The sequence below is a fragment of the Vibrio aquaticus genome (genome assembly GCF_003970385.1).
Classification (GTDB): Bacteria; Pseudomonadota; Gammaproteobacteria; order Enterobacterales; family Vibrionaceae; genus Vibrio; species Vibrio aquaticus.
In genome coordinates this window covers 768,220-780,012 of sequence record NZ_RXZH01000001.1, presented here as the reverse complement: position 1 = coordinate 780,012, position 11,793 = coordinate 768,220, and the positions used below count along the sequence as shown (strand labels likewise).

The 11,793-nt window shown below is 45.5% G+C and carries 12 protein-coding genes; 5 read left to right on the top strand and 7 right to left on the bottom strand.

Features of this window, described 5'->3' with window-relative positions; all coding sequences use genetic code 11:
- Positions 1 to 7: 7 nt before the first annotated feature.
- The 4 genes from EJ063_RS03315 to EJ063_RS03305 form a co-directional block, all read right to left on the bottom strand.
- Positions 8 to 1,540 carry a phospholipase D family protein gene (locus EJ063_RS03315; RefSeq protein WP_126572579.1) on the bottom strand — a complete coding sequence of 511 codons (1,533 nt, stop codon included), beginning with the start codon at positions 1,538 to 1,540 and terminating at the stop codon, positions 8 to 10.
- A 160-nt stretch (positions 1,541 to 1,700) separates the two neighbouring features.
- The gene (locus EJ063_RS20975) at positions 1,701 to 1,853 is read right to left on the bottom strand and encodes a hypothetical protein (protein ID WP_167469861.1); all 153 of its coding nucleotides are present in this window, start codon (positions 1,851 to 1,853) and stop codon (positions 1,701 to 1,703) included.
- A 159-nt stretch (positions 1,854 to 2,012) separates the two neighbouring features.
- On the bottom strand, positions 2,013 to 2,231 hold the full coding sequence (locus tag EJ063_RS03310; RefSeq protein ID WP_126572578.1) for a hypothetical protein: 219 nt from the start codon (positions 2,229 to 2,231) through the stop codon (positions 2,013 to 2,015).
- 23 nt (positions 2,232 to 2,254) lie between these two features.
- Positions 2,255 to 3,646, bottom strand: a complete 1,392-nt coding sequence (locus EJ063_RS03305; protein ID WP_126572577.1) for an MATE family efflux transporter — start codon at positions 3,644 to 3,646, stop codon at positions 2,255 to 2,257.
- Between the two features lie 102 nt (positions 3,647 to 3,748).
- Here EJ063_RS03305 and EJ063_RS03300 point away from each other — a divergent pair, with 102 nt between their 5' ends.
- Positions 3,749 to 4,645, top strand: a complete 897-nt coding sequence (locus EJ063_RS03300; protein WP_126572576.1) for a LysR family transcriptional regulator — start codon at positions 3,749 to 3,751, stop codon at positions 4,643 to 4,645.
- A gap of 35 nt (positions 4,646 to 4,680) precedes the next feature.
- Here EJ063_RS03300 and EJ063_RS03295 read toward each other — a convergent pair whose 3' ends face one another.
- Entirely contained in the window at positions 4,681 to 5,340 is a 660-nt protein-coding gene (locus tag EJ063_RS03295) for a DUF1826 domain-containing protein (RefSeq protein ID WP_126572575.1), read from the bottom strand.
- A 214-nt stretch (positions 5,341 to 5,554) separates the two neighbouring features.
- A complete protein-coding gene (locus EJ063_RS03290; RefSeq protein WP_126572574.1) occupies positions 5,555 to 6,154 on the bottom strand; it encodes a class I SAM-dependent methyltransferase in 600 nt (199 codons plus the stop codon).
- A gap of 219 nt (positions 6,155 to 6,373) precedes the next feature.
- On the opposite strand from EJ063_RS03290, the gene EJ063_RS03285 reads away from it, so the two are divergent.
- Complete coding sequence (locus EJ063_RS03285) at positions 6,374 to 7,090, top strand: GntR family transcriptional regulator (protein WP_126572573.1); 717 nt, start codon at positions 6,374 to 6,376, stop codon at positions 7,088 to 7,090.
- Positions 7,091 to 7,126: 36 nt separating this feature from the next.
- Here EJ063_RS03285 and EJ063_RS03280 read toward each other — a convergent pair whose 3' ends face one another.
- Positions 7,127 to 8,326: an enolase C-terminal domain-like protein gene (locus EJ063_RS03280; RefSeq protein ID WP_126572572.1), complete on the bottom strand. Its 1,200-nt coding sequence runs from the start codon at positions 8,324 to 8,326 to the stop codon at positions 7,127 to 7,129.
- A gap of 285 nt (positions 8,327 to 8,611) precedes the next feature.
- On the opposite strand from EJ063_RS03280, the gene EJ063_RS03275 reads away from it, so the two are divergent.
- From EJ063_RS03275 to EJ063_RS03265, 3 genes are all read left to right on the top strand, one after another.
- The gene (locus tag EJ063_RS03275) at positions 8,612 to 10,018 is read left to right on the top strand and encodes a PTS transporter subunit EIIC (protein WP_244225148.1); all 1,407 of its coding nucleotides are present in this window, start codon (positions 8,612 to 8,614) and stop codon (positions 10,016 to 10,018) included.
- Between the two features lie 69 nt (positions 10,019 to 10,087).
- Positions 10,088 to 11,044: a sugar kinase gene (locus EJ063_RS03270; RefSeq protein WP_126572571.1), complete on the top strand. Its 957-nt coding sequence runs from the start codon at positions 10,088 to 10,090 to the stop codon at positions 11,042 to 11,044.
- A 10-nt stretch (positions 11,045 to 11,054) separates the two neighbouring features.
- The gene (locus EJ063_RS03265; RefSeq protein WP_126572570.1) at positions 11,055 to 11,684 is read left to right on the top strand and encodes a bifunctional 4-hydroxy-2-oxoglutarate aldolase/2-dehydro-3-deoxy-phosphogluconate aldolase; all 630 of its coding nucleotides are present in this window, start codon (positions 11,055 to 11,057) and stop codon (positions 11,682 to 11,684) included.
- Positions 11,685 to 11,793 lie beyond the last annotated feature (109 nt).

Here is an 11,793-nt window from a genome sequence, read left to right as displayed (position 1 = left end):
TAGCTGCCTAGAGGTATTTCTCGATCGGCAGTAACTGCAAAAATGAAGATTGGAAGCGGCGCCATTTGCCTGTATTAGGCTCTTTATCAAAGCTTTGTTCACCTGAATGCCAGTAAACATCGCCATCTTTCAGTTCTAAATACCAGCTGTTGTTCTCACTCATGGCATCGGTAATGTCATCTGCCAACGTTTGGGCGACTTTCGGGCTTTCAATGATGAGTAATGACTCGCTGTTTAGGTAGGTCGAACGCAGGTTAAAGTTGAAAGAGCCAATGGCAGCGATATCATCATCAAACACTGCCGATTTAGAATGCAATCCATAGCCTGTTTCTGGCGCGCACTTTGACGCATCTTTTGTCGATTCTTCACACACATCCGCCTCAGGCATCAGTTCAAACAGTTGAATACCGTGTTCGAGCATATCCTCTCGTCTTCCGGCATAAGCTGAGTGATTGGTGACTAGATCATTCGATGCCATCGAGTTGGTTAACGCTTTGATGTTAACGCCGCTCTCACTCAGCGTTTGCCACTGGTCGAGTTGGCGATCATCAAATACCAAATAGGCCGATTCGAGTAGCACCTGTTTATTGGTTTGACTCGCTAGATTGCCCAGGAACTTGGCGGTGGTTTTAGGCTCATCAAGATTCTTTTCATCTACCGGAGTCGGCCTGTCATAAACGTAGTGAGCCTCAACACTATCCATCTTCTTGATGGTTTGAGTCAGCAGTTGCTCAGCCTCTGTTTTTTGAGCGGGCAAAGCAGGGTAGGCAAGATAGGTCGGCTCAGCGGCTTGCTTTAGTTCGGTTAAGTCGATCTCTTTATCATCACCGAGTAGGTCGACTGGATATGACCAGCGGCTATCCCAATATTGGTCAAACCCCGTTTGTATTTCAGGGACGACCTCTCCCATGGTCAGCACATCTCGGTCACGGAAATTAATCTCGTCAGAGAGGTCGAAATACTCGTCACCGATATTGCGTCCTCCGACAATAGAGAAGGTGCCATCAACCGTGAATGACTTATTGTGCATGCGGCGATTTAAGCGTGAGAAGTCTCCAAGAAATTCAAACCACTTAGTCACGCCACGGCGAGTCAGGATTGGGTTAAAGACTCGGATTTCAACATTGGGGTGCGAGTTAAGCGCAATAAGCAGGGATTCTCGCTCATTGAGGTTAATGTCATCGAGCATGACTCGCACACGCACTCCTCGATCTGCGGCCGCCAATAAACGGCTAGCTAGGTAAGTGCCCGAGCGATCGGAATTCCAAATGTAATATTGAATATCAATGCGTTGCTGAGCGCTTTCAACTAGGGCTAATCGTTGTGCTAGGGCATCCCAGCCTGAGTTTTGGATATAGACCGCACTGTTTAGTCCGTCAGTTTGGCGGCTCCAATAATCGCTACTTAACGTGGTTAGGGCAGTATTGGCTGGCTGAAGCTCTGGCGAGTGGGAATGAATCATCTCTTCAGGAAGCGAACCACACCCCGTCAGAATTGAAATAAGAAGTAGGCTAGAGCTGAGCCGTGAAAACTTAGGCATGCATGGTCATCCTTGAAAGACTGATAGTAGATACTCAATCAGAGCATTCAATAAGTATATCAAAGTCATGACGTTATGGGCTTAGAACAAACAATATGATGCGCTTAAACGCAAAAAAGGTAGCGACAAAGGCTACCTTTTTCATGACTGGGGTCGGCTATTAAGCTTTCTTCAGGTCTCGTGATGGGTAAGTTAGAGACATACCGTCAACAGAAACGCGAACGTAGAAACCGCCACTGCTTAGACCTACAACAACCATCTGACCTAGATCAATGCCTTTAGTTGCTACAACTACATCATCAATTGCAAACATAGTAACACCTTGAAGTTAAATAAGTAGAGTTTGGAAATCTCTCGCCGCGGATTAAAACAGCAATGGTGCAATTGGACTAATCGAGTATTTTGTCGTGATGATTAATTTCTTTGTTTGCCACAAGGCAAGGTTTTACGGCGTTCTAACATGCCGATTACCTTAGCTTTTTTTGTTTTTCTCTTTGTCGGGGTCGTAGCCCAAAGTGCGAATGTGCTGACCATGAATCGTATTCTGCATTGCTCGCCACAGTGCGGCTAAAAAACGCTTATGGGCGGCGTGGTGCCGGATATATTTAACGTGAATGACAAGGTAGATAGCGCAAAAAAGGATCAATGCGACTGTCACGCCATAGGCTTCATACAAGCTCAGAATATTCATAAAAAGACCCTAAAGTGAGTAAGTTAAGATGCGAGAAATTTTATCCAGCGTTTGGACTTAAATCGATATATACAGGCGCCCCATTTAAACAAGGTTTCTAAGAAAAAACTCGCAAACACCCAAGAAGGTGACAAGCCAAAAAACATTGCGCCAAGCGCCGCTAACGGAATACCAAATAGCCATTGTGTCGAGATATCTTGATACAGGCAGAACTTCACATCCCCACCCGCTCTCAACACGCCCACTACCATAGTTGTTGGTAGAGAGCGCAGCACGATACCGAAACACAAGATGAGATAAAACTGATTGGCGAGTTGTCGAGTGTCGCCGTCTAACGCGCCAAATAAGCTGAGCACTGGCTCCCTTAACAGGAATAGAATCAATGCCACCAACAGCGTGACGATAATCGCCAGAACAACAAAGCCCATCGCTTGTTGATACGCTTTATCTGCGTCTTTAGAGCCTAAGTGATTCCCGACAATGACAGCAGAAGCATTGGCAATACCGGTTAGAAAGCTCAGAGAAAAGGCCTCGATCGGAGAAATCACTGAGAGGACGACCAAACCTTGGTCGCCAGTTTGTCCCATTATCGCGGTATAGGTAAAGAGACCGGCAGCCCACAATAAGAAGTTAGTCGTTGTTGGGATTGCCAAAGTCAAAAAATCGCGTATGTGTTTTAGGTTAAAGGCTTGCTGAATAGCACGATAAGTCGGGGCGAGTGCGTGTTGTTTAATTCTGAGATAAGCGATGGTAATCAATACTTCTAATAGGCAACTAATGGTTGTCGCAATGGCCGCGCCTTTTAAGCCAAGTGCCGGTAGTCCAAAGTGACCAAAGATCAGCAGCCAGTTAAGTACCAGATTAAGCACAATGCCAAGGCCACTGAGCCAGGTGCTCACGCTCGCTTGACGGGTTGAACGAAGCCCAGCGGCAATTGCGCCGCTAAATGAAGCAAACAACAAGCTTGCGGCGGTGTAGCTGAGATACTCATGGCCAAGAGTTTGAAGAGGCAACGAAGAGGTCGATAGCGCTATGACCTTGTCACCAGCAAATAAGAACAGCAGCGCTGGAAAAAGGGCAAAAAGGGTTGATATAAACCAACTTAACACCACGGTTCGACGTATCGCATGGTGTTTATTGGCACCAAAGTATTGAGCGATAAGCACTGAGCCTGCCGCCGAAATACCCGACAACAAAATCATGGCGACGAACAAGGCTCGGCTGGCCACACCGGCGGCCGCAATATCGTGCTCAGATAGCTGGCCGATCATCAGCATATCGGTCAGGCCTTTAGAGGCAAAGAGAATCGTTTGTAGTGTGACCGGAATAGCGATAGCTGCGATGGCAGACAGTTGTTCTCTATCAAACGGAAAAAATGAACGAGAGGGTTTGGAAGAAATTGAGCCAGTACGCATATTCATCACTTGTTCGAGCAAATATGTTGCGATTATGAACTCCGAATATAAACATAACAAACCACTTATGATGGGGTTTTACGTTCATGTTGGGAGGATGACATGCATACATTGGATCAGTTATCCGCGTTTGTTGCGGTGTTTGAATGCGGCTCTTATAGTGCTGCGGGTCGGCTCCTCAATAAAGATCGCACTACTATTCGAGAGTTGGTTAAGGCTTATGAAGATATCTTAGGTTATGCCTTGTTTACTATTGAAGGGCGGCAGGCGATTGCGACTGAGGAGGCCAAGAGATTGTATTCACCGGCTCGTCATGTGATTAGGCAGAGTTCACTGCTAGAGCAGCTCAGTTCGGCCCAGCTGGGTCACCCGCTGGCTGAGCTCTCTATTGCTTATGATGGGGATTTTCCAACCCCGTTTATCCAAGACCTCGATAAGCGTATCAATCAGCAATACCCGCATATTCGAATCCATTGGTTGCAAAGGGATAGGGAACAAGCGCTTGATGCCGTGGAAGATGGCACGTTCAATTTTGCTATTTGTCCGGCGCGAATGAACATCCAACCTAAGCAAAAATTGCTCTACAAAAACCTCGGCTATCTGACTTACGATATCTATGTTGGAGCTCAATCTCCTTTGCTAGAGAAAGCGGATTTTTCACTATTGGATGCTCAAGCAGAAACCCAACTGATCTGTGAGCACACCAATAATGCCGGTACTTTTGTTCACGCATACTCAGCCAATACTAAAATTGTCGGCAGTAATACGTTACTTTTAGAATTGTTGCCTCATTTGGGGTGGGCGATCATGCCAAAGCATGTGGCAGAGCCTTATGTGCAAGCCGGTAAAATCACTAAGCTAAAAACGTCGGCTCTTGCGAATAACATCTTGTTGCCATTCAGTATCTATTACCCATACTCAGACAACATTAGTGAGTTCTCACAGCGAATCTTAGGTTTGAGTGAAGAGTTAGCCCAAACCTACTTTGTGCACTCATAAGCGTCACTTATCCACACAAAGGGAAGACTGGCGACTTAGCCAAAATCTAAAGTAAGCAGTAGCCTTGGCTCGTTGTTTGTCGGGTTTGGCGAACGGTGCACTAAGCCTGTTTCTTCGTTACCTTCCCATCTTGTTCCTTTCAGTAACGCGACATCTCCACTTGTGAGCTGTTCAATATCTGACGCATTCTGAAATAGCCCAGATTGTTCGTCTGGTAATCCGTTGCTTCCTCGGCCCAGTTTTGAACGGTCAATCGTGTCGTTAGCCAGCCACTGTGTTGCGATGCCTTGATAGGTTGTGACCAATCTACACGGCACATGATCGACATGGAATCGAGGACACATAGCGCCACTTAAGGTCGCGAGCCGTAACCCAACATGGTCAAGCTCAAACAAGCAGCAAAACATGTCTACCAGTTCAGCCATATTTTCAACCAAGGCTTTTGGCGCTTTGCCGTCCAGAGCAAAATCGAGTGACTCGTAAGCGTTTTCAGGCGACAAGTTCAGAGATTTGCTTAGGCTAGGGTGCTCGTTAAGAAACTGGGTGATTTCATCTTGAGTAGCAGCATCAAACTGGCGTTGCCACACCGCAATGTTGATCTCATCTCGGTAGATATCGGTTAGAACGGTCGGGTCATCACTGATACTAAAACAGTCTTGGTCTGTGATTGCTAATGATTCTGCAAGGGCGGTCATGTGTAACCTCCGGTGTTACGCATATTTTGGGCGGTTTGGATTGTGTGAGATGTTATAACATAACAATTAGAGATTCAAACAACTCTAACTATGAGTAGTGATGGCACATATGGAGGAAGAGCGATCAGGCAGGCCTATGGGTAAAGTGAGGTGTGAGAAGGAGTAAAAAGCCTAGTCGTACAGAGCATCTAGGCTTAAAGTAAAAGGCGCTCAATTACGCTTTTTCAATAATCAAATAAGTATGTACTTCAGGATGTTGGTCAAACTCTAGGTGTTTGATCTTACAGCCAAGCTCGATGAAAAGCGTTAAAAAACCGTTGGTGCCCAAAGAGGAGTAATAGACTTCTGGCCCCATAAAGCTGTTTTTATGATCGCCCTCAGAATCCGTGCCGCCAAACGAGAAAATGAACACACCGCCTTGATTGAGGCTGTTGACGATTTTAGTGATCACGTTGCGCTGCTCAGAAAGTGGAATGTGCCAAATGCTGTCCCAAGCGGTAATGAAATCGTATTTATCCGTTAATGAATACTGGCAAATATCGGCGTGTATAAAGTCCACATCTGGACGTTTCTGTTTCGCTAGCTTGAGCATTTCGCTCGAGATATCTAAACCGGTGACGTCGAATCCTTGCTCATTGAGTATGTCGATAAAACGACAGGTGCAGCCACAGCCAATGTCGAGTGCTTTCCCTTTATTCGTTACAAAGGTAAGTGCTCTTTGATGCGCTTCGATGCCGTTGTTCATATTAAAATCGTCACCTTGCCAAATATGCGTAATTTGGTCGTACGCTTTACCGATCTCGCTTGGCTTCATTGTGTGTTCCCTAATCAATGAGAGTCGTTGTTCTAGCCGTGAAGTTATAGCCACTATATCAGTTTTTAGTGATGGTTTTGCGCTTACAACTTGGTGGGGGAAGATGTGCTCATATCTTGAGTCGAGCACTCGAACTAATCCAACATTTTAGAACTGGCTAATGGAGAAAGTGGCGCAGATACGTTAAATTATAATGAATCGCCAAACACTAAGCGCTCCATGAAAAAGTACCAAGAACTTGTTCAAGATATAATCAGTAAAATTTGCCAAAATATTATTGATGTTAAATTACCTTCAGAAAGAGAATTAGCTGAAAAGTACGATATTTCCCGCTTCTCGGTGAGAAAGGCAATGTCTAAACTTGAAGCAATTGGTATGGTTAAATCTAAAGCAGGCTCGGGATATTATGTAAATACGTCGAGTGTCGACTCGCCATTAATATATAACTCAGTAACTGAGAATAAATTTGGTGAGATTTCTTATAAGAAAATAAAACTGAATAAGCGATTGCCTACAACACATGAAATGCAAGTATTCTCTATTGAAGAAGATGACTATATTTGGAATGTGAAACGCTTAAGGTTAATTCAAGGCAAAGTTACCCAGATTGAAGAGGCGAGGCTACCGGTTAAATTATTCCCAGTGGTGAACGATACCATTATCGAGAGCTCACTTCAGAAACATGCGCTTTCTTTAGGGTTGGAAATCGACAGCTATCTTACAACCTACCAAGCGATCAGTGTTTCAAAGGATGACGCAGACTTGTTGGGATGCAAGCGTTCGAGTTCAGCAATGAACATCACCAACCGTGGCTTTCTCACTTCTGGTGAAGTGTTTGTCGTCAGTGACATCATTGATATCAACTACCAGTGCACTTACCACACCAAGTTTGATCCTGAGAGTTTAAATTACCGAGATCAAAACGACCGCGATTAGCGGTCGTTTTTCTATTAAGAGGGAGTTGGCCTAGCGTTATGGCGTATGAATAGTGCCATCAGGCAGTCGGCTCTGAGTCCACTCATGTGGGCGGTAGGTGACAGGGAAATCTTGTGCCGCTTCTTGGTTCATTTCAACCCCGATTCCCGGCAGCTCTGACGCATATAAATAACCATTGATAGGCTCGGCAGCATTAGGGAATACCGCTTGAGTATTGGCATTGTATTCAACATGTTCTTGAATCGCAGCGTTATGTAAATGGACGTTTAAGTGAGTGTTCACTGCTGCGCCAATCGGCGTCATATCTGGTGGGCAATGCCATGCAATACGAACCCCAAAGCTTTGGCATAGGTGCCCAAGTTTCAATGCCGGAGTAATGCCACCAATCTGAGAGACGTGGCATCGAATGAAGTCGATACGGCGATTAATGATCAACTGTTTCCACTCTTCAGGGTTATTAAATAGCTCCCCCAACGCGAGTGACACACTGGTTTGACTGCGAAGATTATCCAACCACTCAGTTTGGTTTGGCGGCAAAATATCTTCAATAAAATATGGCGTGTATTGTTCTACTCGTTTGGCAAATTGAATCGCTTGATTTGGGAACAGGCGTTCGTGGACATCGTGAAGAATGTGGAATTGATTGCCATACTTTTCGCGCAAGCATTTGAACATCTCAACCGTGTTTTCCATATATTGGTCTTGGTCGTAGTATGACCCTTCGGTTGGGTTATTTGCTGTGTGGATATTCTCTGGTACACCGCCATAAAAACCTAACTGACAGCGAATATGTTTGTAGCCCTGTGCTAGGTATTTTTCTACCTGCTCATACAGCCCTTCCATTGTATCACTTGTTGCATGGGTATAGACCTGAATAGCATCACGAGCTTTACCACCAAATAATTGATGCAGCGGCATATTGGCTAATTTCGCTTTAATATCCCACAGCGCCATATCAACACCTGAAATAGCATTATTGATCACTGGTCCATTACGCCAATAAGCGTTAACCATCATCATTTGCCATAGGTCTTCAATATTATTAGCGTCTTTACCCATTAATAACGGTTTGAGATATTCATCAACCATGGTTTTTACCGCCAATGGTCGTTGCTGGAAAGTCGCACAGCCAAAACCCTTCATCCCTGATTCCGTTTCTACAATAACTGTGATCAGGTTATGTCGGTCAGGTTTGGTAATCACACACTCAATATTTGAAATGATATTTTTATTCACTTTAAAACTAGCTCGGTCAACAGGATTTATTTTATATAAGCGTGAAAAAATGCAGATTTCAAGCGGTAAATTATACTGAAAATTAACTGGTTCGTTCCTGTTTCGAATTAGGATAAAAAAACGAACCAGTTGCTAAAAAACGGGCAAAATTAATTTTTTAGCTGTTTTAATGTGAGTTTTATCACTGTTTTGTCGATTGGATAAAAACGCTCAATCGCTAAGATTACCGCAGTAAATGAGCAGACAAGCACATAGGAATGTATGATGCAATTGACAGAAACTAACATGGCTATCGGCGATAGTGCGCCAGGGAAAGCAGACAGCTTTAGCATGAAATTACAAGAATTGGTTGCTGCCCTTGGCGGTAACGAAAACATCGCAAACATCACTCACTGTATGACTCGACTGCGTTTTAAATTGGTCGATGAGTCAAAAGCGAATAAAGAAAAACTCGAAGCCATTCAAGGCGTGAAAGGTGTGGTTCTCGCACAAGGTCAAACTCAGGTGATCATCGGTGTTGAAGTCGAGAAATGGTACTTAGCGTTATCCGGTGCAAGTGCAGCGCCAGAAGACGCAGAGATTGAACAAGAGAAAGGTAAACTGTTCCAAAACGCAATGCGTGTCGTCGCGGGTATCTTTGGTCCGGTAGTTCCTGCCATTGCCGGTGCCGGTATGTTGATGGGCCTATTATCTGGGCTTATTGCGACTAACGTGATTTCGGAATCTTCCGATACCGTGTTCTTCTACCGCTCTATCTCTGTGGCTGTGTTCTTCTTTTTGCCTATGCTGGTTTCGTTCTCAGCAGCCAAAGTGTTCAAAGTGAATGAGTACATTGCATTGGCGGTGGCGGCGGCAATGATGTCTCCAAAGCTAGTAGAAAAAGCCGCCTTACTGTCTGATGCAGGCAGCAACCCCGAGCTTAACGTGTTTGGAGTAGTGCCGATTGAGCTAATGAACTACGGTGGTGCGATTGTGCCAGCTATTCTTGCGGTTTGGGTGCTATCTAAGATCACCCCGATGGTGGATAAGTTGGTTCTAAGTTCTGCCAAACCTGTCTTTACACCACTGTTAGCCTTTACCGTTACATCCACCGTTGTGCTTTCATTGGTTGCGCCTGCTGGCATGTGGGTGAGTAATGGTGCTGGCTGGGTGGTTAGCTCACTACTTGAAATCTCACCAACGTTGACTGGTTTTGTGTTCGGCTTAACTCGCCCAATTACGATTGTGTTTGGTATTCACCACAGCATGACGCCAATCAGCCTGAACAACTTTGCGCTATACGGAAAAGATCTGCTAATGCCAATCATGTGTCTGGGTAACCTAGCAATTGCAGGTGCGACGATGGCGATTTGGTACAAGCAGCGTAATAGTGTGTCTAAAGAGCAGTCGTCAATGACAGTAGGTTCAGGCGTGACAGCGATTCTAGGCATTACTGAGCCAGCACTGTTCGGTACGCTGACTAAGTACACCAAAGCGTTGTTCATGGCGAGCTTGGCAACCGGTATTATGGGCGCTATCTCAGTCACTATCGATACGCACCTAACAAGTTACATTCTATCGTCAGTATTCAGTCTGCCAGCGTACTTAGCGAGTGGTACACAGAACTTTGTTCAAGCGGTAATGGGCGTGATTGGCGTGTTTACTCTGTCATTTATCCTGACCATGATGTTTGTTCGCTTAGACAACAAATAATCCTTCAATAAAACATCAGGTCTGCTCAGCTTAGGTTGGCAGGCCTGACTTGCTTAAAGAAACAGTGCGATGAAGACAATTGCCATCATTGGGGAATGCATGATTGAACTGAACGGAAAACCGTTTGGGGAGATGCAGCAGACGTTCGGTGGAGACACCTTAAACGCCGCGATTTACTTATGCCGAAGTCAGCGAGACTCAGCCTCTAAGCTGTTGGTGAAGTATGTCACGGTCATGGGCAGTGAGCCTCTTAGCCAAGAGATGACTGCTCGTTGGAAGCAAGAGGGCGTTGATACCAGCTTGGTTCTGACCGATACCAAGCGTTCGCCCGGGCTGTATTTGATTCAGCTCGACGAGCAAGGGGAAAGAACCTTTTTGTATTGGCGAGATCAATCTGCGGCTAAGTATCTCGTTCAGCACCCTGAATTTGCAAAGGTGAAATCAGCTTTAAAAAGCGCAGACATGGTGTTTGTCAGCGGCATCAGCTTGGCGATTTTACCTAAGCAAGACAGAGCGCAGATGCTGGAGTTACTGGCGCAGTTAAGAGAGTCGGGTGTCGAAATCGCTTTCGATAGCAACTATCGACCAGCACTTTGGCCTAATGACAACCATCAAACCGTCCAATCGGCCTATCGCCTTATGTATCAAACTACTGACCTAGCGTTAGTGACGTTTGATGATGAGCAAGCCATTTGGGGAGATGAAACGCCTCTGCAAACTTGCGAACGGCTTACTGCTCTTGGGGCAAAGACGGTCATCGTCAAACTTGGTGCTAACGGGTGTTTAGTCTCGGAATTGGGCGTCAATGAACCCTATAATGTATCAACAACGGTGGTTGAGAATGTGGTCGATACGACGTCTGCTGGTGATTCATTTAATGGCGGTTTTTTAGCTACTTACCTTGAAACTGGTGACATCAAACAAGCTTGCCATAATGGTAATGTGCTGGCTGGTGAAGTCATTCAGCATAAAGGTGCCATCATCTCAAAGGCGCATACAGACGCCGCAAAGAATAAATTCAAATAGGAACAAAACAATGCCTAACTTAAACGAGCAGCTACAAGCGCTGAAAGTTATCCCTGTTATTGCGATTGATAATGCACAAGACATTATTCCATTGGGTAAAGTGTTGGCGGAAAACGGCCTGCCAGCAGCAGAGATTACCTTTCGCTCAGAAGCGGCGGTAGAAGCAATTCGACTCCTGCGTGAAGCGCAACCTGACATGCTGATCGGCGCAGGTACGGTGCTAAATAAAGAGCAGGCGATCGCAGCGAAAGAAGCGGGCGCAACCTTTATTGTGTCACCGGGCTTTAACCCAAATACTGTTAAAGCGTGCCAAGAGATTGGTATTGATATCGTGCCGGGCGTGAACAACCCAAGCACGATTGAAGCGGCATTAGAAATGGGTCTAACCACACTCAAGTTCTTCCCTGCGGAAGCATCAGGTGGCGTAAACATGGTTAAGGCACTGCTGGCGCCATACACAGACGTGAGCTTAATGCCAACGGGTGGAATCAATCCTGCTAATATCAAAGACTACTTGGCAGTACCACGAGTGCTGGCGTGTGGTGGCACATGGATGGTTGATAAAAAGCTGATTGAAGCTGGCCAATGGGATGAGTTGGCTAAGCTCACTCGCGAAGCGGTTGCCCTCGTTTCTGAGTAATAAATTTACCCCCACTGCTCCTTCAAGCGCCTCCATTCTGAATCAGATGGAGGCGTTTTTGTTTTGGGTAGCCGCTCATTTGACAAAAATTGAAATCCCCAACTTTTGT